At 61.3% G+C, this 24253-nt stretch carries 15 protein-coding genes; 5 read left to right on the forward strand and 10 right to left on the reverse strand.

Features of this window, described 5'->3' with window-relative positions; all coding sequences use genetic code 11:
- Nucleotides 1–6: 6 nt before the first annotated feature.
- The 5 genes from ABT375_RS18695 to ABT375_RS18715 all read right to left on the reverse strand — a co-directional run bounded on the left by ABT375_RS18695 (nt 7) and on the right by ABT375_RS18715 (nt 8595).
- Nucleotides 7–1920 carry an NPCBM/NEW2 domain-containing protein gene (locus ABT375_RS18695; protein WP_416465380.1) on the reverse strand — a complete coding sequence of 638 codons (1914 nt, stop codon included), beginning with the start codon at nt 1918–1920 and terminating at the stop codon, nt 7–9.
- A complete protein-coding gene (locus tag ABT375_RS18700) occupies nt 1917–4256 on the reverse strand; it encodes a glycosyl hydrolase family 95 catalytic domain-containing protein (protein WP_416465382.1) in 2340 nt (779 codons plus the stop codon). Before ABT375_RS18700 ends, ABT375_RS18695 begins: the two co-directional genes overlap by 4 nt.
- Complete coding sequence (locus tag ABT375_RS18705; protein ID WP_416465384.1) at nt 4253–5821, reverse strand: glycoside hydrolase 43 family protein; 1569 nt, start codon at nt 5819–5821, stop codon at nt 4253–4255. Before ABT375_RS18705 ends, ABT375_RS18700 begins: the two co-directional genes overlap by 4 nt.
- Before the next feature lie 11 nt (nt 5822–5832).
- On the reverse strand, nt 5833–7479 hold the full coding sequence (locus tag ABT375_RS18710) for a glycoside hydrolase family 43 protein (RefSeq protein WP_416465866.1): 1647 nt from the start codon (nt 7477–7479) through the stop codon (nt 5833–5835).
- 126 nt (nt 7480–7605) lie between these two features.
- Nucleotides 7606–8595: a glycoside hydrolase family 43 protein gene (locus ABT375_RS18715; RefSeq protein WP_416465386.1), complete on the reverse strand. Its 990-nt coding sequence runs from the start codon at nt 8593–8595 to the stop codon at nt 7606–7608.
- A 203-nt stretch (nt 8596–8798) separates the two neighbouring features.
- Between ABT375_RS18715 and ABT375_RS18720 the strand changes: the two genes are divergently transcribed.
- A complete protein-coding gene (locus ABT375_RS18720; protein WP_416465388.1) occupies nt 8799–9845 on the forward strand; it encodes a LacI family DNA-binding transcriptional regulator in 1047 nt (348 codons plus the stop codon).
- Here ABT375_RS18720 and ABT375_RS18725 read toward each other — a convergent pair.
- From ABT375_RS18725 to ABT375_RS18735, 3 genes are all read right to left on the reverse strand, one after another.
- Nucleotides 9806–11440 carry a glycoside hydrolase family 43 protein gene (locus ABT375_RS18725; protein WP_416465390.1) on the reverse strand — a complete coding sequence of 545 codons (1635 nt, stop codon included), beginning with the start codon at nt 11438–11440 and terminating at the stop codon, nt 9806–9808. The two genes, ABT375_RS18720 and ABT375_RS18725, sit on opposite strands and share 40 nt — an antisense overlap.
- Nucleotides 11437–12681, reverse strand: coding sequence for an MFS transporter (locus tag ABT375_RS18730; RefSeq protein WP_416465392.1), 1245 nt, complete (start codon nt 12679–12681; stop codon nt 11437–11439). Before ABT375_RS18730 ends, ABT375_RS18725 begins: the two co-directional genes overlap by 4 nt.
- 201 nt (nt 12682–12882) lie before the next feature.
- On the reverse strand, nt 12883–13044 hold the full coding sequence (locus tag ABT375_RS18735) for a hypothetical protein (protein ID WP_416465394.1): 162 nt from the start codon (nt 13042–13044) through the stop codon (nt 12883–12885).
- On the opposite strand from ABT375_RS18735, the gene ABT375_RS18740 reads away from it, so the two are divergent.
- The 4 genes from ABT375_RS18740 to ABT375_RS18755 all read left to right on the forward strand — a co-directional run bounded on the left by ABT375_RS18740 (nt 13043) and on the right by ABT375_RS18755 (nt 20277).
- Entirely contained in the window at nt 13043–15922 is a 2880-nt protein-coding gene (locus ABT375_RS18740) for a TonB-dependent receptor plug domain-containing protein (protein WP_416465396.1), read from the forward strand. The genes ABT375_RS18735 and ABT375_RS18740 overlap by 2 nt on opposite strands.
- Nucleotides 15923–15993: 71 nt before the next feature.
- Complete coding sequence (locus ABT375_RS18745; protein WP_416465398.1) at nt 15994–17448, forward strand: nucleoside hydrolase-like domain-containing protein; 1455 nt, start codon at nt 15994–15996, stop codon at nt 17446–17448.
- A 114-nt stretch (nt 17449–17562) separates the two neighbouring features.
- Nucleotides 17563–19590, forward strand: a complete 2028-nt coding sequence (locus ABT375_RS18750) for a right-handed parallel beta-helix repeat-containing protein (protein WP_416465400.1) — start codon at nt 17563–17565, stop codon at nt 19588–19590.
- A 351-nt stretch (nt 19591–19941) separates the two neighbouring features.
- A complete protein-coding gene (locus ABT375_RS18755) occupies nt 19942–20277 on the forward strand; it encodes a hypothetical protein (protein WP_416465401.1) in 336 nt (111 codons plus the stop codon).
- A gap of 434 nt (nt 20278–20711) precedes the next feature.
- Here ABT375_RS18755 and ABT375_RS18760 read toward each other — a convergent pair whose 3' ends face one another.
- Both ABT375_RS18760 and ABT375_RS18765 read right to left on the reverse strand, forming a co-directional pair.
- Nucleotides 20712–21932 (reverse strand): Ca2+-dependent phosphoinositide-specific phospholipase C, encoded by a 1221-nt coding sequence (locus tag ABT375_RS18760; protein WP_416465403.1) that lies wholly within the window; start codon nt 21930–21932, stop codon nt 20712–20714.
- Nucleotides 21933–21955: 23 nt separating this feature from the next.
- Nucleotides 21956–24235: a TonB-dependent receptor gene (locus ABT375_RS18765; RefSeq protein ID WP_416465405.1), complete on the reverse strand. Its 2280-nt coding sequence runs from the start codon at nt 24233–24235 to the stop codon at nt 21956–21958.
- Between the last annotated feature and the right edge of the window lie 18 nt (nt 24236–24253).

A 24253-nucleotide genomic window follows, 5' to 3' on the forward strand; every position in this document is an offset into this window, starting at 1 on the left:
TCCTTGTCAGCGGCGCAGGGCCGCGTCGCCCCAGGTCACCGGCACGGCGTTAGCTGTAACGCCGTCGGCACGGGCGATGAGTTCGAGGATGGCGACCCCCTCGACGTCTGCGTCCAGCGGCTGGGCAGGTGCCCCGCGACGCAGCGGTGGCGTGCTGGCGAGCGCTTTGCCGTCGCCATAGAGGAAGAAACGGACCGGTTGATCGCCATCCAGCGCGCTGTCGTCCACCCCCACCGACGCGGTGAAGCGGGCAAAGCCTTTGTTGCGCACTTCAAGCCGCGAGTTGGCAAGGATGCCCACGCCCGACGCGAAGGTGCGGCCGGCAATCACAAGCGCCTGATTATAGGGCGTCGCATCGGCCATCGCGCCGCCCCATCCGGCATACATGGGCCGCTCGCCAATCCCGCGCGTGCTGCGCCAGCCGGGTATCGACCGATAGATGGTGGGATCTGGTTCGGGCCGCATCACCCCGTCCACTGCCGGATTCACGACGCCGGGCTGCTCCGACAGATAAAGGCCGTCAGCCAATAGGCGGCCGCCTTTCGCGCGAAACACCAGGGTTTGGCGCGGTTCGACACGCAGCTTCATTTCTTTGGTGAACTCGCTCTTCGCACCCGTCCAAAGATCGGACAAGGCGATCGGGCGATCGGTGCGAAACTTCAGGTGCTCGGCGGTCAGCACAGCATTTACGGTGGACAATCCCCGGTTGAACAGCGCGACGGCTTTATCGCCGTTCGCCAGCGTCTTGACGAGAATCTGGAAACCATCGCTGTCGAAGGCGACCGTCGCCTGATTGCCGGCAGGGTCCTGATTGAGCGCGATCAGCTCTGCATTGCCGAAAATATCGAGCAGCGGTTGGGGTGTGGTGCGCAAGTCCGCGCCGATCAGGAGCGGCGCGTTCATCATCGCCCAGAGTGTGAAATGCGACCTGGCCTCGGTCAGATGTACTGAATCAAAGTCACCCTTGCCGATGAACAGCATATCGGGATCGTTCCAGCTGCCCGGATGCGCGTAAAGCGCGCGGCGCACGGCGCTGTCATAATTGGTAAGCATCCGGCCCCACTCGGGCGAGATGTCGTCGCTGGTGCGCGATATGCTGCCGACATCCTTGCCCCAGGCGCGAACATTGGCGCTGCCCCAGATGCAGAGCGAAAGCAGATAGTCGCCGTCAGGATTATATTGGGCGAGCGATCGGTTGATATCGGCAAAGAGCGTCTTGACCGCCGGGATGTCCGATCGGGTAATGCTGTGCTGGTCGATGAGAGGAGGCAGAGCGCGGAACTGGCCATTGCGGACGCGCTCCGCATCGGCGGCGAACGCGCGGATGCCGCAGCCGTCCACCTTGATCGCGTCGAAGCCCCAGTCCGCGAAAAAGAGGCGGATATCCTGGTCGCTATGCCCGTACAGGCCGACTTCACGCTCGGCCACCGTGCCTTCTGGCAGTTGGGCAGGACCGTCCGAATAGGCCTGGGAGCAACTGTTGCGGCCCAGGTCGGAATAGATGCCGGCCTTGAAACCCATGGCATGGAGTTTGTCGGTCAGGGGACGGAAGGAGGGATCGCCCTTTACGATGCGGGACGAAGGAAATTTGTCGGCCCGGATGATGAGTTTGTTGTCGCTTGTGCGGCGTTTCAGCCACCAGCCATCGTCGATGTTGATGAAGCGATAGCCCTTTTTCGCAAGGCCGGTATCCAGGATACGCTGGGCGGAACCGAGCAGCTTCTCCTCATCGATTTCCGTGAAAAAGGCGTTCCAGCTGTTCCAGCCCATCGGGGGCAGTTTTGCGCTGCCGGACTGATAGGCGCTCCAGCGGCCGGTGGGGGCCAGCGGATCGGCGGCATTGGGGCTGGTGGTCTGCGCCCAGAGGTTGGTGCTGGCGCACAGCGCGATCATAGGCAGGAGATAGCGGCGGAGGGTCATGCGAAATCCTTGGGCGTCAGGGAAACCGGCGCACCGGTCTTGAGTGTCAGGGTCCGGCGTTTGCCAGCGAGGCGGACGGTGCGCGGGCCCGACAGTTCGGGGCGCAGGATCGCATGGTCGAGTTGGCCGTCCTTCCAGTAGAGATCGACGCCGCAGCGGCCACGCACGCGCAGGCCGGTGATCCGGCCGGTCGGCCAGGCTTTTGGAAGCGCCGGCAACAGATCGATGACGTCGCCATGACTATCCACCATCATGGCGACGATCCCCGCCGCGCCGCCGAAATTGCCGTCGATTTGGAACGGCGGATGGGCGTCGAACATATTGGGATAGGTGCGTTCGGGGCCGAGCAGGAAGCGCAGGACCTCATGCGCATGATCGCCTTCGCGTAGGCGCGCCCACAGGCTGATGCGCCAGGCGGTTGCCCAGCCGGTCGCACGGTCGCCCCGTATCTCCAATGAACGGCGCGCGGCTGCGGCAAGATCGGGCGTGGCGTCGGGCGTGATCTGGTAGGACGGGTGGAGGCCGTAGAGGTGGGACACATGACGGTGATTCTGCTCCGGCGCGTCGGAGTCCCAATCCTGCTGCCATTCCTGAAGCTGGCCCTGACTCCCGATTTTATAGGGCGCGAGCGCGTCGCGCGCAGCGCGCGCTTCGGCGACGAGCGCGGCGTCGGTGTCCAGAATGGTCGCGGCCTCGATCGTCTGGGTGAAGAGGTCGCGCAATATCCCCATATCCATCGTTGGCCCCGCGCAGAGCGTCCCGCCATGGCCGTGTGGATTTTCAGGGCTCATCGACGGGTTGGTGACGAGAAAGCCGGTGGTTGGATCGCGCTGGAGCGTATCGAGGAAGAAACGCGCCGCGCCGGCCATCAGGGGATAGATGGACGCCAGATAGGCGCGATCGCGACCATAGTCATAATGGTCCCATAAATGGGTGCAGAGCCAAGCGCCGCCGGTGGGCCACAAGCCGAATTGCGCGCCGTCGATCGGTGCGGTGGCGCGCCACAGGTCGGTGTTGTGATGGGCGACCCAGCCCCGCGCGCCATACATCGTCCGGGCGGTGCGCTCGCCGGTAACGGCCAGTTCGCGCACCAAATCAACCAGCGGCACGACGCATTCGCCCAAGGCTGTCGGCTCGGCCGGCCAATAGTTCATCTGCGTGTTGATGTTGATCGTATATTTGGAACCCCAGGGCGGATTGAGGCTGTCGTTCCAGAGGCCCTGCAAATTGGCGGGCTGGCCACCGGGGCGGGACGAGCAGATGAGCAGGTAGCGAGCATAGTCGAAATAGAGGGCGGCGAGCGCGGGATCGTCGTTGATCTGGGAGGCGGCAATGCGTTGATCGGTGGGCAGCAGCGCGGCCGGCGTAGTGCCCAGGTCAAGGGTGACGCGGCGGAACAGGCGCTGGTGCGCGGCGGCGGTGTCGGTGGCGATGCGGACGAATGGGCGGCCCTTGACCCTGGCCAGCGTGGTGGCGGTGGCGGCGACCGGATCGCCGCTGACATCATCGAAGCGCTTGTGGCTGGTCGCCATGGCGATGAACAGAGTGACGGCCTTGGCGTCGCGGATACTGAGACGGCCATCGGCGCTATGCGTGGCACGGCCGCCTTCGATCTGTGCCGCCAGACGCGCGGCGAAGCAGAGGTTGCCCTCGATCCCCTTGGATGTGCCATTGCGGCCGGTGAGGAGTAGCCCGACGGGGCCATCCGCCATGATCTCGATGTCGCGTTGGAGTGAGCGCAAGGCGATGTCGACATCGATTTTGCCTGACCTGCCAATGGTCAAGTGGACCGCAACGAGCTGGTCAACCGGGGAGGCGACGACCTGACGGACATGGGTGACGCCGTTGGCGTCGAACCGGGTGGTCGCTATCGCCTTGTCGAGATCAAGATCGCGGCGATAGGCGCTGGCGTCGCCGATGCCGGGGAAGTCGAGGATCAGGTCGCCCAGCGTCTGATAGGGCATTTGGGTCAGCGGTTTGGCCATCAGTGTCTGGTTGGCGAGCGCTTCGGCTTCCGCGATTTTCCCTGCGAAGATCAGCGCACGCACTTTGGGCAATATATCCTTGGCCTGCGGATTGACGGGGTCATAGGGCTGGCCTGCCCAGAGCGTGCTTTCGTTGAGTTGCAGCCTGTCCTGATTGACGCCGCCGAACAGCATCGCTCCCAGACGCCCATTGCCAATGGGCAGCGCTTGGGTCCATGCCGTCGCGGGCTGGCGATACCATAGCAAGGGCGCGGCTGATGCGTCGGGCGCTGCGGCGGTCGGCCGGGCTGATATGAGCGCGGCGGTGCCGGCTGCCATGGCGGCCATGGTTTCACGACGGCTCAGGGTCATGGCTGCAAGCCTGTGGCCAAGGGCGCGAGGGTGAAGCTGTCGATATCGACATAGCCGCCCGAGGCGGTGGAATTATAGCAGGACAGTGCGATCTGTTGTCCCTGGAAGGTGCCGGTGCGCCAGTCGAAGGCAAGCGGGAACGGGCCGCCGACTTCCGTCCATTTGCGGTTGTCGAGGCTGTAGGCGACATGGCCCTGCTTCATGTCGAAATCCATGTCAGTACGCAGCCATATGCTGTTGCCGGCGATGGGTATGGCGGGGACGCGGACCTGGGTGCGGGGGCCGTCCTTCGTGCTTTCGGTCAGTTGCATCCGCAGCGATCGTGCGTTTTTCGCACCACCCACGATCGAGATCTGGGCACTATATTTGCCGAAGCTGCCCAAACCGCAGATATCGCTCGCCTTGATCCCGGCGATGTCGAGTTTTGCGATGGCGCGCATCCTTGGCCCCTGCGCCTTTTGCGTCAGCGTGTTGCGCGCGGTCCAGATGCCGTCCGCACGAGTTGCATGAAGACGCAGGAAGCCGGGACGCTGCGTCAGCGACCATTTGCTGTCGTCTGGATTATGGTTCCATTGCCATTGCAACCCAAGTTTCGACGAGGAGAAATCATCCGACGAAGGCGGTTCGGTGAAAGGATGGCCGGCGATCGGCTTGGGCGACCGCTCGGGCACGACGTCGGGCTTGTCTGGCCTGCCCCACCAGGGCCAGTCGTCCTTCCAGAAGATGGGGCTGATATTGGTCATGCGGCCGATGGCACCCGCGTCCACCATGACGAAGCCATACCAGCTACCGTTCGGCATATCGACCATCCCGCCCTGATGGCCGCCGGTCTTGTCGTCGATCGACGGTTTGGTTTCCCATGGCCCCCAAAGGCTGCGCGAGCGCGATATAGTCATCGCGAGCTTGCCGGGGATGGCGTTGAAAAGATAATAATAGCTATTGTGACGGATGATCTTCGATCCCTCCGCGCCCTTGTTATAATAAGTGACTTTGGCGGCGGTGACGGCGGAGAGCTCGTCGTTGAGCGTCAGCAGCGTGACCGTGCCGTCCGAGCCGATCGAGGTGCCGAGATAGGCGGTTCCGTCCGCGTCGATGAACAAGGCGGGATCGAAGGCTTCGCGGTCCAGTTCCTTATAGGTCCAGGGGCCGCCGATCCTGGCCGATCGGTAGATACGCGTCTTGTGGCCGACCGGGGTGACGGCGAGATAGAACAGGCCCTTGTGCCAGCGCAGGCTGGCTGCGTAGAAGCCGTGGCGATAGTCGCCACCGTTTTTGAGGTTATAGCGGGGGTCGCCGTCAAGCCGATCGACCACGTGGGTCGCAATACGCCAGTTCACCAAATCCTTCGAATGGAGGATGGTAACGCCTGGCGCGTTGGCGAAGGTGGTGGAGACGAAATAGAAATCGTCCTCGACCCGAATGATGTCGGGATCGGGATAGTCGGCGAACAGCACCGGATTACGATAGGTGCCATCACCCTGATCGGACCGCCAGACCTGCGCGGGCAGGGCGGCGGCGATCAGGCCGGTGGCAAGGGCGAGGCTAATGCATGCGGTCCGGATCATGGCGGTGCGCCTCAGTTGGCCGGCATGTAGTGATAGGGGCCAACGACCGTGCCGACGAAGCCGCCCGCTTTTTTCGTACTGAGCAGGGTGGCGTCGACGTCAGCCTTCAGCGTCTTAATAGCGCCATCGACGCCATAGTCGAAGGCGATCGTTCCGCCGGTCGCGCGGATGGTGAGGGTCACAGGGCCGCTAGTGGCGACGGGTGCGGAGGCGACCAGCGTGTCGGCATCCGCCGTGTCACGGGTGTACAGGGCGACCACCGGCTTGCCCGCGATCCGGGTGAGGCCGAAGAAGAGGTTGCTGCGATCGCTCTGTACGGCGGCAAGGCCGGCGCGGTCGCCATCCTTGGCCGGGGTGTAGCGCAGCGTGGTGGAGAAGGTGGCGTTACTATGCTGTTGCCGCCGTCCGATGAAGGCGGGAACGCCGTTCAGGTCACCAAGGGACGCGCCGCTTTCCAGCGCCAGCGCGCCGCCCGTGAGGTGGTAGAAGGGCTTTTGCGGTGTACGGATGCCGACCCATTCCATCGGCAGCGCCGCGCCGTCGAATTCTTCGATATAGGCGAAATCGCCGCTGGTGGGCAAAATAGGCTTGGCTTGGGCGGGCAGATTGGGCGCCTTGAGGACATGGGGGATGGCCTGCCCGCGTGGCAGGATGATCGGCCATCCGTCCTTCCACTCCACCGGCAGCAGGAAGGTTTCGCGGCCGATATTATAATGATCGTCGCCGTCATAGGGGCGGACGGCCAGGAAGGTCGCCCACCAGTCGCCATTTTGCGTCTGGACAAGTTCGGCATGGCCGGCCGAGCCGATCATGTCGGGCCGCGCCGGATCAAGATCGCGCTGTGTAAGGATCGGGTTGCCGTCAAACGGGACATAGGGGCCGCGTAAGTCTTTCGAGCGAAAGACGACTTGCGAATGGTTGACGCTGGTGCCGCCTTCGGCCGCAGTCAGATAATAATAGCCTTCCTTGCGGAAGATATGCGGTCCTTCGATCCAGACCGGCTTCCTGGCGATGTCGACGCCGCCGTTGATGAGTTGGGTGCTTTCCCCCACCATCTTGCCGGTGCGCCAGTCATATTCCTGAATCCAGATGGCGCGATGTCCGTCGTAGCGGGGCGCTTCGTCGGGCGCGCGGTTGTTGACGATATAGGCCTTGTCGCCCTCCCAATAGATGGACGGATCGATCCCTTCGAAGGGCAGCCAGAGCGGGTTGGACCAGGGGCCGGCCGGGTCTCGGGCGGTGATGACGAAATTGCCCTTACATTCGACGCAGGTGTTGACGATGTAGAAGGTGCCGTCGTGATAACTGATATCGGGCGCGAACACCGCCTGCGAGGTCCGACGGCCATCGAAATTCAACTGTTCGGGCCGGTCGATGGCATTGGCGATCTGGGTCCAGTTGACCAGATCCTTCGACCGGAAGATCGGCAGGCCCGGATAATGGGCGAAGGACGAATTGACGAGATAATAGTCGTCGCCAACACGTGTCACCGACGGGTCCGGATAATAGCCGGTCAGGATCGGATTGCGATATTCACCGGGCTTGACCACGACCTTTTCCGTCGAATGCCCTTTATAGGTAAAGCGTTCGAACCGCGCCGGGGCGGCGTGGGCGGAGGCGGCGAACAGCGACAGAGACAGAGACAGTATCGAAGGCATGAGCGCAGACAGGCGCAAAGTACGTCGGGCCATGATTATTCTCTCCTCCCACTGCTGCGCTGACGCGCGCCGCATCTATCGTTAGCGCTAACATAATCCGCTATGAATGTTCGGCGCAAGCTGTGTTTATGTTTCCGGATCACTGGCCGTGACACCGGCCTCCGTTTGCACGACAGTCTTCATGGTGCCGTCCGACTCATATTCCAGCCGCTCCACCGTCACGGCACGACGCCCGATCGCGCCACTCTGGTCGCCGATGGCGAGCGCTGCATTGTGCAGGAAAATATACCATTGTTTCTTGAACTCGGTGATGCCGGCGTGGATGGTGAAACTGTATTTGCCCGACCCGGTCAATTCCCCGCGATAGGTCCAGGGGCCGCCGAGCGACGGTGCCGTAGCGTAGGAGATACGCTCGTCGCGATGGGTGGCGCGGTCGAGCGAGGCGTAGGTCAGATAATAGAGCTTGCCCCGCTTGTGCAGCCAGGGCCCTTCCTCGAAATGCGGCGGTGTGATCTCGCGGATCGGCCCGTCGATCTCGATCATGTTGGGCTTGAGCTTCGCGATATAGCATTGGCGATTGCCCCAGGCGATCCACGTGACGTCGTCATCGTCGGTAAAGACGGTTGGGTCGATATCCTCCCAACTATGCGTGCCCTTGGGCGTCATCTGGTTGGTGATGAGCGCCGATCCCTTAGCATCGACGAACGGGCCGGTGGGCTTGTCGGCAACCGCCACAGCGATCGCCTTGCCCGGATGCGTGCCGTCATGTTCGACTGCAGCGTAAAACCAGTATTTGTCATTCTTCTTGATGGTCTGCGACGCCCAGGCGTCCTTCTTGGCCCATTTGAAGTCGGACACGTTCATGATCGGGCCATGGTCGGTCCAATGTCGCATGTCGGTGGTTGAATAGACGAGCCATTCGCGCATGTTGAACATTTCGTCCCGTTGCGCCTCGTCATGGCCGACATAGAGATAGAGACGGTTCCCATCGACCATCGGCGCAGGGTCCGCGGTGAACTTGTCTCGGATGACGGGATTGGCGCCGGGTGCGTCCTGCGACAGGGCTGGCGCCGCCATGGCGCTGAGGAGGAAAAAGGCAAGGAGCGAGCGGCGCATGAAGATGGTCCTTATGGATGGACGTCAGGAGAGGATGATACGGTGCGCTTCCCCTTTAGGATTGGGTCCGCCTTGCTGTTTTCGCCGACAGTTGGCTGTGATCGATGGGAGGGGCCTTGAAGGAAGGCCCGTATTTCCTGCTTTGCCGATGCCGGTCCATGTTTTAGGTCGGCTGATCGATTTGGGAGCGCGTAAGGAAAAACATGGCACGATCGCAGCAGGTGGGGCGTGGCGCGACCATAGTGGATGTTGCAAAGCGCGCCGGGGTTTCCTCGATGACCGTATCGCGGGTCATCAATGGGCGATCGGGCGTCAGCGCGGAAACGCGCGCGGCTGTCGAGGACGCCATCAAGGCGCTTGCCTACACGCCCAATGTCGCGGCGCGCAATCTGGTGAATTCGACGGAATTGCGGATCGGCATCATCTATTCCAATGCGAGCGCCGCCTTCATGAGCGAGTTTTTGACGGGCGTCTTCGAGGAGGCGTCGTCGCGCGGCGCCAGACTGATGTTGCTGAAAGGAGAAGGCGGGCGCCCTCCGGCGGTCGAAGCCATTGAAGATCTGGTTGCATCCGGGCTGAGCGGCGCTTTGCTGGCGCCCCCGCTGGGGGAGGCGCCCGATGTGCTGCGCGTGCTGCGGGATGCAGGATGCGCTATGGCGGCGGTGGGGGCCTATCAGACGCCCGGTACGATCTGCGTTCGCATCGACGATCGCGCGGCGTCCTACCAGATGGCCCGGTTGCTGCTTGATCTGGGCCACCGGCAACTGGGTTTCATATTGGGCAACCCCGACCAAGCGGCGAGCGCGGAACGGATGGCCGGATTCTATGCAGCGGTCCGTGAAACCGGTGGGGTGGAGGTCCATGTAGTTCAGGGCGACTTCACCTATGCGTCGGGACTGGCCGCAGCCGAGCATCTGTTGACATTGCCCAAGCGGCCGACCGCCATTTTCGCAAGTAATGATGACATGGCCGCCGCGGTCGTTTCTGTAGCGCATCGGCGGCATCTGGACGTTCCGACCGAACTCGCTGTGGCAGGGTTCGACGATACCACCCTGGCGAGCACGCTGTGGCCCCCGTTGACTACGGTCCATCAACCTGTGCGCGAACTCGCGGCCGAAGCGCTGAGCCTCTTGATCGCCGAAATCGCGGCGAAAAAGGGCAAATCGCGCGTCCCGCGCGAAACCATCCTCGATCACAGGATCGTCGAGCGTCAATCGACCGGCGCGCATATGTCGTCATTACCTTCATAGAGGAACCAGGCGAAATCGGCTGGGGTCGCCGTGCCGGACAAATCCTGACAGGCCATGCCGACGAAGGTCCCGGTGAAATTGGGAAGGCCGGGACAAGTGACCTCATCCGAGAGGATCGTCGCATCGAGTTGTTGGGGCAGTATATGCCAGATTGATGCCCCTTCGCTCCGCCAACCGAAGATCAGCGCATCTCCGTCGACTTGTGCCCTTAGCTCGATCGATCCTTCCGGCAGCGGTCCGATCACCTCGATAGTAATGCCTTCCGCAAGGGCGGGCGATGCGATCATCAGCTGTAACTCGCGAACGTCCGCTTCCTTGCTGATGCTCAGATAGTAAAATTTCGTGCTGTTATAGTAGAGGATGAGGCCCGCTGCCTGCTGAAAGCAACAGGGCGAAAAGTCCACGCATGTCGTCGCGGTGAAGCGACCATGTTCCAGCCGGCGGGCGACAAGCGCCTGTTCGAAATGGCTGCCGACGGTTTCCCGGCCATGCAGTCTCAGGAAGCCGGGCCGTTCGGACAGGCTGAAAAGCCGCTCCGGCACGGGGGTGCGTAACCATTGAAATTCTGGGGGTAAATCCCCGCGATCAAAGCCGCCATCCCATCTGTTCTGGGGCCAGGGCATCGACGGCAGTTCGGGTGCCTCAGGGGCCTCCATCGGCTGTGCGCTGCCGTCCAGCGTTCGGAGCCATCCATCGTCATGCCATCGCATCGGCTGGATCGCCGTCTCGCGGCCAAGGATACATCGCTCTCGCTTCGGGATGGGCCGTCCGCACAGATAGGCGAGCCACGGCGTGCCATCCTTCAGTTCCACCAAGTCGCCATGGCCTGTGCGCGTAAGCGGCCCTTCGCGATTGCCGGCCGCTGTCAGTACCACGGCGTCGGGGTGAATCGCATATGGACCCAGCAGGTCGCGGGAACGGGCCATCACCACCGCATGATCCCAGCCGGTGCCGCCTTCCGCCACCAAAAGATGATACCATCCGTCGCGCTTGTAGATGTGGGGGCCTTCCGTGAAACCCAGATCGGTTCCTTCGAAAATCAGATGGGGCTGGCCAACGAGTTTCAGGGCGGTGCGATCCAGTTCCTGGATCTGGATGCCCGCGAAACGGCCGCGGCCGGGACGGTGATCCCAGAGCATGTTCAGCATCCAGCTTCGCCCGTCCTCGTCGTGAAACAAGGCGGGATCAAAACCGCTGCTGTTGAGGTGGACGGCGTCCGACCAGTCGCCGTCAATCTGGTCGCAATAGACGACATAATTGGGGAAGTCGCGCAATGACGCGCCCTTCGCGCCGTTGACCGTGGTGACGCCGTACCGCTTCACATTGGTGAAGATGAGCCAGAAGCGGCCATCGGCATAGCTGAGGTCGGGCGCCCAGACGCCGCAGGAATCGGGCACGCCGCGCATGTCCAGTTGTGACGCGCGCGCCAATGGGCGGCCGATCAGCCGCCAATGTTTCAGATCACGGCTATGGTAAATCTGCACGCCCGGATACCATTCGAAGGTCGATGTCGCGATGTAGAAATCATCGCCAACCCGCAGGATCGATGGATCGGGATTAAAACCCGGAAGGATGGGATTTGAGATGATGTTCATGCCGGTTTGCGTATCAACGTCCACAAGAGAATGGCGCCCAGCAGGTCCAGGAGGCCAAGGATGATGAAGAATGGGCCGTAGCCGACCTGGTCGACGGTCTGGCCCAGGAGGAGGGTGAAGACGAGAACGCCCAGATTGCCCGCCAGTCCGGCCAGACCTGCCGCGGTGGCCACCATGTTGCGCGGAAAGAGGTCCGACGCCATCGTGATGACGGTGACCGACAGCGTCTGATGCGCGAACCCGCCCAGACAGAGCAACGCTATCGCGACATAAGGGTTCGTCGCCATGCCGACAAAGGCCATGCCGGTCATCATCACGGCGCCCAAAGTGAAGGTCCAGCGGCGGGCATCGATCAGGTCGACGTTGCGCCGTTGCAGGAAGGTGACGACGGCCGGACCGAACAGGCATCCAAGATCGGCCGCGAGAAAGGGTAGCCAGGCGAAGAGCGCGATCTGCGTCAGATCGAAACCGCGCACGCGGGCCAGATATAAGGGCATCCAGAAGGACAACATGCCCCATACCGGATCGGCGAGCATCCTGGGTAGGGCAATCCCCCAAAGGTCGCGTTGGCGCAGCAGCGACAGGATGGACGCGCGTGTCGCCTGCGGGGCGAGCCGGGCCTCCTGTCCACTGGTAATATAGTCGCGTTCCTGCGCGGTCAGTCGCGGGTGGTGGGCGGGGCTATTATAATAAAATAGCCAGAGTAATGCCCAGACCAGACCGATGGCCCCAGCAATGACGAACGCCAGCCGCCAACTGTGCATCATGACGGCCCATGCTACCAATGGCGGCGCGAAAACGGCGCCGAAGGACGCGCCGATATTGTAGACGCCGCCGGCCAGCCCACGTTCCTTGGAGGGGAACCATTCGGCCACCAGCTTCTGGCCTGCGGGTTGCGCGGAACCCTCGGCCAATCCCAGCAAGCCTCGCAGGGCCGCAAATCCGAACCAGCCGTTGACGAAGCCATGCGCCATTGTGATGAGCGACCAGGCGGCGACGCAGACGCCAAAACCGATACGCAATCCTACGCTGTCGAGAAAATAGCCTGCCGCTGGCTGAAACATGACGCCGAGCTGAAACGCGCTCGTGATCCAGCCATATTCGACACTGTTTATCGACTGTTCCGTCAGAATGATCGGCGCCGCGACCCCCAGGACGGAACGCGAAAGATAGTTGATGACCATCGCGCCCACGAACAGGCCGATGATGGTCCATCTTATTTTTCCCATGCGTCGGGTCATCGCAACCACCGCTTGATAACGTTAACACAAATTATCGGAAGCGGACGTCGTGGGCATAACATCGCGGATTTCCCATGATCCGCGCGCTTGCGTGCATGAAGTGACACTAGTCGTTCCAACGCATGGCATCCTCATCTTTTCAGTCTTGTCAGACTATTGACAACAATCCTGGAAGATATCAATAGACGTTGTTAGCGCTAACTAAATTTCTGTCGAGTCTTTGACATGCTCGGCAGAAGAGGTGCCGTTCCGGAGCTTGCTCCGCGACAGACAGAAAAATCCAGGGGAGAGCATCATGTCACAATCCAGTTTTCGTGTCGTAAAATCCTGCATGGCGTCCGCCACGGTCAGCATGGCGGCCATGCTGGCCTCCATGGTCGCTGCGCCCGTCTTCGCGCAAAATGCAGTTGATGTCGCCGCGCCTCAAGACGCAGAGCGACGCGCCGCCGAGAGTGACATCGTCGTCACCGGATCGCGTATCAAGACCAGCGGCTATACCGCGCCCACGCCAACGACCGTGATCGATTCGGGCGCGATCGAAGCCAACGCGCAGCCCAATATCTTCACTACCATTGCGCAACTGCCTTCCTTGCAGGGGTCGAGCGGCACGTCAGTCAACACGTTCAGCACGTCGAGCGGGCAGCAGGGACTGAGTTCTTTCTCGCTGCGCGGCGTGGGCGCGATCCGTACCCTGACGTTGCTGGATGGCCAGCGTGTCGTCGGCGCGAATGTGACCGGCGTTCCCGACATCAGCCTGTTCCCGCAACTTCTCGTCCAGAGGGTCGATGTGGTGAATGGCGGCGCGTCCGCATCCTATGGATCGGACGCGGTCGGCGGCGTCGTCAATTTCATTACCGACACCCGGTTCAAGGGCGTCAAGGGCAATGTCCAGGGCGGCATCAGCCGATATAGCGACAATGAGCAGTTCCTGATCCAGTTGGCGGCCGGCACCAGCTTTCTCGACGATCGCGCGCATCTGGTCGTCAGTGGCGAATATGCCGATGAAAAGGGCGTAGGCGGCGGCGATTTCGGTATCGGCCTCGCCGGTGGGCGCGACTGGTTCAAGCAGACCAGCCTGATCGACCGCGGTGTCGTGAACGACGGATCGCCGCGCTACGTGCTGCGCGATTATGCCCAGGCCATCAATTATGCCAAATATGGCTTGATCACGGCTGGCCCGCTTCAAGGCACGGCCTTCGACCAGAATGGCAATCCATTTCAATTCAATTATGGTTCAAACGGCGTGCCGACGCGCGGCAGCTCGAATGTCGTTGACGGCTGCTTCCCCGGCTTCTGTCTTGGCGGCGACCTGTCGGGCAATGTCGATGCGGGTCGGACGCTTCAGTCGGCGATCAAGCGTATCAACAGCTATGCGCGTTTGGGCTTCGACTTCGCCGACAATGACGAACTGTATTTCACCTTCAATTTCGGTCAGGTGAAAACGCATAACACGCCGGTCGGCGGGATGAACAAGCCGGGCCTGACCATCCAGTGCGCCAATCCGTTCGTGCCCGATTCGATCAAGGCGGCGTGCGCGACCGCGGGCATCAGCAACTTCAGTTACGGCACCAGCAATGCTGCGTTGGGCAATACCCGCGTGGATACGGATCGTCGGCAGTATCGCGGCGTGATCGGCGCCAAGGGCGCGTTCGACCTGCTGGGGACCGAATGGTCCTACGATAATTATTTCGAGCATGGCGTGAATTTCACCGCCATCGACGTGTCCAATATCCTGCTGACCAATCGTTTCAACGACGCCATCAACGCGACCACGTTGAACGGATCGATCGTGTGCGCCAGCGCCACCGCGCGGGCGAACGGATGTCAGCCGCTCAACATTTTCGGCGGGAATCCGTCGGCCGGGGCGCTTGACTATATTATGCCGGAAAACGGCCCGTTCCAGAGGACCCGCCAGACGCAGGACGTGGTCAGCATAAACTTTTCGGGTTCGCCCGTCGATCTGTGGGCCGGTCCGCTCTCGATCGCATTCGGCGGCGAATATCGGCATGAATTCTACCGGGTGCGCGCCGACGCCTATGGCATGGGTTCGAATTTCGCCCCCAACACCGCGGACTATCCGTTCGACCCCACGCTGCTGCCGGGCGGCAATAATTGGTATGCCGGCAACTATAAGAGCGGTGGTGGCGCTTATGGCGTGAAAGAAGCCTTCTTCGAGGCCGACTTGCCGATCATCAACAGCGATGCGCTGGGCAAGGCGAACATCAATGGTGTGGTGCGCGTGACCGACTACAGCACGTCCGGCACTATCTGGGCGTGGAAGGTTGGTGGCACCTGGAACCTGCCGGTCGACGGATTCCGCCTGCGCGGCGTGACGTCGAAGGACGTGCGCGCGCCAAACCTGTCGGAATTGTTTGCGGCGCCCGTCACCACGACGCTGCCCAACTTCTTCGATCCGTTCACCGGCAGAAATGTGCTGGCGATCCAGAACAGTATCGGCAACGCCAATTTACGTCCCGAAACTGCGCGCAATACGACGGCGGGCATCGCGTTTTCCGGCGCATCCTGGCTGCCGGGTTTCAGCGCATCGTTCGATTACTACAAGATCAAGATCAAGGATGTCATTTCCAGCCTGGGCGCGGGCGACATCGTCAATTTATGTTTCCAGAATGTCCGGCCCGAAACCTGTGGCGCGTTCAACCTGAACAACCAGCAGGGGCCGAACTTCATCAACGTGCAGGCGTTCAACCTGGCATCGATCGATACGAGCGGCTTCGATATCGAGGCCAGCTATCAGTGGCAGCGGCCGCTGGGCCTGCCGGGCAGCCTGACCTTGCGTGGCTTGGCGACCCATGTCCGCAAATTCGTGACGGACTCCGGCCTGATCGGCACGATCCCAGTGGATTCGGCTGGCGTCAACACCGGCAATACGCCCGACTGGAAATTCCTGGCCATACAGAGCTACGAGAATGACAAATTTTCGTTCATGATCCAGGAACGCTGGTTCAGTTCGGGTGTGCTGGGGCATCAATATGTGGTCTGCGAGCCAGGTAGCTGCCCTGCCTCCACCAACACTGCGCCGACCATCGACCAGAACTATATGCCGGGCGCCTTTTACATGGACATCGGCGGCACCTACAATCTCACACCGCAGGTTACCGCCTATTTCAAGGTCGATAATCTGTTTGATCGCGATCCGGCAAAATCACCGTTCTTCGTCAATCCGGCGCTCTATGACGTGATCGGCAGGATGTACCGCGCAGGCGTGCGCTTCCGTTTCTGATCGTCACGTGTCAGGTCGGTCATTCCGAATTCGGCCTGACATAATCATATGAGACTGGGGAGAGGGTGTTCATGAGACGAACCGCCTTCATGGCTGCGATGGTGGCCATGTTCCATCCGGCCGCATTGCAGGCGTCCTCTCCCCCTTCTTCCGTTGCATCCGCGTCCAAGCAGCGGCTCGTCATATTGAGCGATATCGAGGCCGACCCGGACGATACACAGTCTTTCGTTCGGCTATTTCTCTACGCCAACCAGATTGATCTGGAAGGCCTGGTCGCGACGACGTCCGTTCATATGAAGCAGGCGGTCCATGCGGATTCGATCCGAAGCGTCATCGATGCCTATGGCAAGGTGCAGCCCAATTTGAACCTGCACGAACCGGGCTATCCCAGCGCTGGGCGCTTGCACGCCCTGGTGCGCGAAGGACAGCCGGCTTATGGGATGGCGGCGGTTGGCGAAGGGCGGGACACGGCAGGATCGCGCCTGATCGTGCAGGCGATCGAGAAAGACGATCCACGGCCGCTTTGGATTTCGGTCTGGGGCGGGGCGAACAGTTTGGCACAAGCGCTTTACAGCTTGCGCGCCACGAGGTCCGCTGAGGATGTGGCGCGGCTTGTGAGCCGCCTGCGCGTCTATACGATTTCCGATCAGGACGACAGCGGCGCATGGATACGCCGGAACTTCCCCGCGCTTTTCTACATCGTCAGTCCCGGCGGTTATGGCGCCGGGACGTGGACTGGCATCCATAGCCGGATCGAAGGCATCGACAACAGCGTCATCGACAACGACTGGTTACGGGACAATATCCAGCAAGGGCACGGCCCGCTGGGCGCGGCCTATCCCGATGTTTCCTATGGGATGGAAGGGGATACGCCGGCTTATCTGTCCTTACTGCCCAATGGACTGAGCGATCCGGACCACCCGGACTGGGGCGGCTGGGGAGGGCGGTATGAATTCTACGTGCCCGCCGCCGCGGCGACCGACCCCAATGGCTTTACAGGTGGGGTGCCGATCGAACAGGAGACACGGCCGATCTGGACCAACGCGACAGACGCCGTGGCGCCGTTGACCCGTAACGCGACCGGGCGCGCGGTTGCGCCCGCCGAACGGTCGATCAGGGATTTTCGCGCCACGCTCTGGCGCTGGCGAACGGATTTTCAGAACGACTTCGCCGCGCGGATGGACTGGGCGATCAAGGCCTATAAGGACGCCAATCATCCACCGAAGGTCCAACTCGCGCATCCCGACCGGATGACGGTGAAGGCCGGACAGCGTTTCTTCCTGAGCGGTCTGGGCACGACAGACCCTGACGGGGACAGCCTGAGCTATTATTGGCTCCATTATCCCGAAGTGGGTGGCTGGGCGTCGGCGATTCCGTCGGGGATCGCGCCGAATATCGTGACGGTCGATTTTACCGCTCCGATGGTCAAGGAGCGACGCGAGGCGCATTTCATCTTGTCGGTCACAGATAAGGGAACGCCGCCTGTTACCCGGTACCGACGGGTGATTGTGACGATCGAACCCTGAATGGGATAGCCAAAGATGACGGATGAGCGGAGGAAGTGGATGCGGATGCGGTGGTCTCTCATATGCGCGGCCCTTGCAGGCTGGCCTTTTCCGACAGGGGCGCAATTGCCCCCGATGCCGGACATCCCACAGGTCGGCGCGCGTGACCGTCAGGCTGGGGATCAGCTGCGGATCGTCATTCCCAACCGCCCCGACGCCGCGCCGCTGGTCGTGCATGTTTCTCCAAAGGGATCGGACGATGGGGACGGGTCAGCCACGAGACCCTTCGCCTCGCTGGTCCGTGCCCAGCAGGCGGTGCGGATGCTCAATCATGATCACGATGTCACCGTGGCGCTGGCCGAAGGCGTTTATCGCCTGCAGGCGCCGCTCCGTTTCAACGCCAGAGACGGTGGGCAAAACGGCTACACCGTACGTTGGGAAGGCGCGCCCGGTCTGCGCACCATGCTGTCCGGCGGCGCCCCGGTCACGGGCTGGAGCCAAATCGACAAGAAGCGCGATATCTGGGTCGCGCGCGTGCCGGTCGGCATGGACCCGCGACAATTGAGCGTTGCCGGGCGATTGGTCCAGCGTGCGTCGGTGGAAATTCCCCGATCGGCGGTGGCCTTCCATCCATGGGGTCTGGAAATCCGTGACCCTGCTTGGCGATTTCTCGCAAAATTGCCTGATCAGGGCAGGCTGGAAGTCGAAGGGATGAGCTGGTTCACCCATCGCCATGCGGTGGTGGATCATATCGACGGCGACAGGATCGTGATGCGGCAGCCTGGCTGGCGCAACAATCTGGTCGGATATGACACGCTTGCCCGTCCGGTTTCGGTGGAGGTGGCCCGCATGTTCCTAGTGAATGCCTTGGCATTTCTGCGCGATCCGGGCCAGTGGTTCGTCGATCCCAAGGCCGGGCAGCTTTATTATAAGCCGATGCCGGGCGAGAATATGAGCCGGATCGAAGTGGTCCTGCCGCATCTGGACCATCTGGTTTCCATCGCTGGCACCTATGAGGATCCCGTTCGGGATCTGGAATTTCGTCGGCTCCATTTCAGCCATACGAGTTGGCGACGCCCGTCCGGGCCGGATGGCTATGCCAGTCAACAGAGCGGCGCCTACCTTGCAGGCGAACTTGTCGATTACCCGGCCGATCCCATCCGCGATTGCAGTTGGGGGTGCTGGTCGTTCGAACGGATGCGCAATCGTTGGAGTCAGCAACCTGCTGCCGTGCAGCTTGCAGCAGCGCGGCGCATCGTCTTTGACGAAGATCGATTTTCCGAACTGGGGCAGATCGCGCTGGGTATCGGCAACAATCCGGAGGCCAATGATAGCGGCATTGGTTTTGGCGCGGCGGCGATCGAGGTGACGAACAGTGAATTTATCGATCTGGCCGGGGGAGCGATCATGGCGGGCGGGGTGCAGCCTGACGCCCATCATCCCTCGCGTCCGGAGATGGGATTGCGCGATATCGTCATTCGCAACAATCGCATCAAAGGTGTTTCGCACGACTATAAAGAGCAATCGGCCATTCTTGTGACCTATGCCTCTGCTACGATCATCATGAACAATGATGTGTCCGACACGCCCTATGACGGCATAGATATAGGCTGGGGATGGGGTGCCAATGATCCTGGTGGAAGCGCAGAATATTGGCGAAAACAGCGTGGATATTATGATCAGCCGGGAAATATCGTATATGATACGCCAACGACGCTGCGCGATACGGTCGTAAAGGGAAATCGTGTGGGACGGGTGAAGCAATGGTTCCCCGATGGCGGCGCAATCTATCATCTGTCTGCTGATCCAGGCGGCCTGATCGCGGAAAATTATATATATGATGTCACAGGGGCCGGGGGCATCGCCATCTATCTTGATGAAGGTTCGCGCTATGTGACCGTACGTAACAATGTCATCGATAATGTGGGTGGGGTGTGGTTGAATCTCAACACCCAGTCTCATATTGCTCCCAAACGCACCGCGTTGGACAATGTGGCAATGCAGAATTGGTATAATAGTGGAAAGATAAATGGGGAATGGAGCAAATATCTTAATAATATTGAAAATGACAATGTGAAAGTTACAGGCAATAGCTGGCCGATCGAGGCAAGGAAGATTATTGATTCAAGCGGAGTGCGGGGTACGTCACCGACGAGGCCTTAGCTGGAGAAGGCAGGATGGCGTTGGCCTGAGCCGCGATTACAGGTTCTGCGGTGCGCGGACGGGTTTGCACGACGCGTAACGAGATAAGTGCAGGGCCGCACAATGTGCGGTCCATGTGGGGATGGTAAACACCAGGATCAGCGAAACCGTTGCGCTCATGCCACGGCACACGCGCTGCAGTCTCATTCTTGCGATGGGGCGCAGATGCTGCGGCGCTTCGGAATGACGAACGAGCGCGTATAACGCCATTTCAGGCAATAAATACGGACGGTGACCAGGCACGGTGAGAATGAAGAAAATATCCGGGCATAGTAGGCTTTTCTCCGGATTTTCCCGGCATGACACCGCAGCGTGGATGAGGCCTTTGCGTTGTCTGCCTTGCGTCAATTTCAAGAAAGCCTATGGCCGCCGGCAGCAAAAAGAAAAGGAAAAATCATGGCGGCCTTATCAGCGGATGAGCGGCGGGATCATTTTGCGCACTGTGTCCAGCTCTTTGGTGGCATCACATCCTTCTCGCGGCGCCTTGGCATCGACGAGCGGGCTATCCGCCGTTTTATCAACGGCGAGCGTGCTCTCAGTGACGGTCTGCTGGCAGACACCGCGACAGCATTGCGCCAACTTATCGCCGAATCGACCGTTGCCGAAGAGCAAATCTCGCAGATGATGCGTGCCGAACCGCGTCCATAATAGGCAAGAACCGGGAACGGGTCGGAATACGGGCCTTTCGTTCCGCTGACAGTTTGGACACCCCTTGGCTTGGCAGGGCAAGGGGTTTGAGCCGCTGCTGCTGCGCCGCTTCATGGTTTGCGTTGGGACTTTGCGCTCGGTCGGCTTTGGGGCGCGGCAATGCCTCACTGCAACTGCTCGCGTGCATTCACGTCCCTGCAGCGTAGTGACCGCCCGCAGACCCGCAGACCATGCGCTGACATAGGCCAACCCCCTTCCTGCCAACGCAGCGTCCAGAATGGCATTCGCCCGATCGAGGGTCAGCGGACCGTCCAGCGCAACTTCCGGTTCCTGCCCGCATTGCGAGAACGCCCAGCGAGTGGACATGCCAAGTTCAGGGCCGCCGGTGCGAAAGTTGCCGGGTCGAACCGCGGCAACTACGGCGAGGCAGGGCGTTATTTGGCCGTCGTGCAGCGCGATGTCGGGACATTGCATCGCCAGCCCCTGGCGAAGGGAGCCAGATGATAGTCATTGGCATAGATATTGGGCGCGGTGAGATAGTCGGTGGAGACGATCTGCGCGCCGCTGGCCAACGCAGCGTCCCTGCGCGCGCCATCATTGTTCCGAGCATCGGCCGTGTCGATGTCGGCGCGGGTGCGGACGAGATAGCCTTTCTGCACGGCGTCGCGGATATCGGCGCCGCGCGTCAGGGCGTTGTCGAAGAGCATGAATGCCGTGTGGGCCATACCCGCCTTGCCCTGCACGAAGGCCATGCGTCCTTGCAATGAGGGGCGACCGTCAAGATAGGGGGCAAAGGCAGGGAGGTTCATGCCCGGCACCAGATAGAGGAACAGGAACTTGCCCCGCGCCTGCGCCACGGTCGGCCAGCGCCTGGCCAGTGCGGCGGCCTCCAGCGTGGGCATGTCGCCGCGCAGGTCGTCGGGCGTGAAAACCTTGTCCCGGCCCAGGATCGTGCGAATGCTGTCATCGACTTCCTCGAACGCGGCCTTGTCGAACGGCGGTACGGCCGTCGCGCCGGGAATAGCCTTGTCCAGGCCCGACAATTTGGGTTCCAGCAGAATGAAGACCGGGCTGTGGTTCGGCTCTGAATCCGACCATTGTTTCAGGATCGTCAGGCAGGATTTGAGCGTCGGGCACTGGCTGCGGAAATCAAGGTCGGCGACATGGAAGACCTTCATGCCGGGCTTGGCGAGTTCGTCACGATAGATGGGCGCGAGATCGGTGGCACCCTGTTCGCGCAACTGTCGATAGGGCAGCGGATCGGCATAGGCGCCGCCCTTGGGATCGGGCTGCATGTCGATTTCCAGGCTGCGCACGCCGCTGCGCAACTGCGCCTGAATTGGCATCTGCACATAGTCGAGGGTCTTGGCCATGTCGGTGATGCCACCGGGATGCTCGTCCTGCATAGCGGCCGCCTTTTCAGGCGACAGGGTCTTGACCATCGACTGCATCAGCGTGGCGAGGCGCGGCGCCATCAGCGCCATGACGCGCGGGTCAGCGGGCATGGCATAGCTGTTATGGGTGCCTACCACCTGGATCTGGTTGATCTGCAGGGCGTCTTCGTTCGGCGCGGCAGAGGGTTGCGGGGCCTGGGCCACCGCCACCCCTGAAAGGAGCGCAGCGGCAGCCAGACTGCCGACGATGTAGTTTTTCATGATGGGTGTTTCCGGTCCGATAATCAGAAGCTGACGTTGACGAAGCCGCCAACCGTGCGACGGGCATTGGGCGATGTGTAGTGAAGCAGGCCGAGCGCACCGTAATTCTGCCAGCCGGTCGAGAAATAGGTGTCGAACAGGTTGCGGGCATAGACGCCGAACTCGACCGTCTTGCTGGGCAGCGCGAAGGTCAGGCGGGTGTTGACCAGGCCATAGCTCGGCACGTTCGAGTAGGTCGGCTGGCCCACCACGGTCCAATATTCGCTGCGATACGCATAGTCGGCATGGGCGCGCACTTCGAAACCGGAGCCGAATTCGGTTTCATAGTCGATCGCCGCTGTGCCCGACCATTTGGGCGAGTTGGTCAGGCGCGATCCGGTATAGTCGGTCGTGGCGTTGTAGACATAGTCGGTGAACTTGGCGTCGGTATAGCTGAGCGCGCCTGACAGGGTCAGGCCGCGCGCCGGCTGGACCGCGATATTGCCTTCCACGCCCTGCGTGCGCAGGCCACCGGCGTTGCCGATCACCGTCGCGTCCAGCAGGCCGCCATTGCCATCGGGAATCTTGGTCAGGATGGTCGCCTGGAAGTCCTTGAAGTCCGAGCGGAAAATATCGACGTTCACGCGCAAACGGCGGCCGAACCATTCGGACTTGATGCCCGCCTCCCATGCCTTGACCGTTTCATCGCGATAGGGCGCATATTTGTTGCCGACAAAGGCGATACCCGCCGGTTTGTAGCCGGTCGAATAGCTCGCATAGAGCATGACATTGTCGGTGACCTGGAATTGCGGAGCGATGCGATACGAGAAGTTGTCGCCCGACACCTTGCCATAGTCGATGGCGGGGGCGGCGCTCGATCCGACGAAGATCGGCGTATAGCCCGCGATCGGCACGGGATCGACGGTGATGAAGTCCAGACCCTGTGAGTTGTTATCGTGGGTGTAGCGGCCACCCAGCGTCAGGCTGAGCCGGTCCGAAATGTTGAATTTGAGCTGGCCGAAGGCGGCCATCGTCTCGTTCTGTGCGTCGAAGCGGGAAGCGTTTGCGTCCACCCCGATCGCGCCGGTTAGCGCGAACAACCTCGATGCGGGTACGCCGTTAGTGTACAACGGCGCACCGAGCGTACCCCATTGCAACTGCACCTGGCGCGCGCGCAGGTCGTTGTAGAAGCCGCCGACCAGCCATTCAACGAACCCGCCGGTGGGGGAGGCGAGATGGATTTCCTGGCTGACCTTTTGCGTATCCAGATAGCCGTTGTTGAACGGGATATAGGCATAACGATCGACAGGTACGAGGCTGGCGGGGGTCGCATTGTCATAGCGCGTGACGCGATAGGCGGTGATCGAGGTCAGGTCGAGATCGCCAAGCTTGGCGTTCAGGCGCAGCGACGCGCCCCATTCCTCGGTCGCGATCTGGCCAAAGGACGAGTCGGCCGTGTCGGCGCTCTTCGGGCCGGGGAAGACGCCCAGTTCATTGAGGATCGCGGTGACGGCGGCGGGCTGGCCAGAGACCGGCGTACGCACGCTGCTGTCCCAATGATAGGCATAGTCGCCCGACAGCATCAGGTTGAACTTGTCTGATGGTTCCAGATACAGCTTGGCGCGGCCGCCATATTCATGCTGTGATCCAACCTTGCGGTTCAGCGTCACGTTGCGGCCGAAGCCGTCATACGCCTGGTCGAAACCAGACACGCGCAATGCGGCAATCGGCCCCAGCGGGATATTCACCGTGCCGTTCAGGATGCGCTCGTCATGCTCGCCGAAGCTGGCGCTGGCCTTTACGGAGGCATCGCCGATCCTGGGCTTGCCGGTGGTCACCGCGATGACGCCGGATGTGGCGTTCTTCCCGAACAACGTGCCCTGTGGCCCCATCAGCACATCGACGCGCTCGATATCGACCAGTCCGGTCAAGCCATTGGCGCGCTGGCCGTCCATCACGACATCGTCGACCACGACACTGACCGACTTTGCGTTGGAAAAGTCGAAGGAGGTGCTGCCGACGCCGCGGATCTGGAAGGCGGCGCCCTGCGTCGGATCATATTGCACGCCCGGCATGGTATATTGAAGGTCGGTGACGGAGGTGTAGCCGGTCTTGGCCAGCGTCTCACCGCTGATCGACTGGATCGCCAATGGCACCTTCTGGCTGCTTTCGGCGCGGCGCTCGGCGGTCACCACGATTTCCGTGAGGCCTGTATCCTCCGCAGCTTCCTGCGCCTGGGCGATTCCCGCACCGAAGGGCGCGGCGGCGCCCATCAGCATTGTAGAAACCAGGTAAAAGGCGCGCTTTCCCTTGAGAATTGACATGATTTTTGCTCCGTCCCT

It is taken from the genome of Sphingomonas sp. VDB2 (assembly GCF_047946695.1).
Taxonomy (GTDB): Bacteria; Pseudomonadota; Alphaproteobacteria; order Sphingomonadales; family Sphingomonadaceae; genus Sphingobium; species Sphingobium bisphenolicum.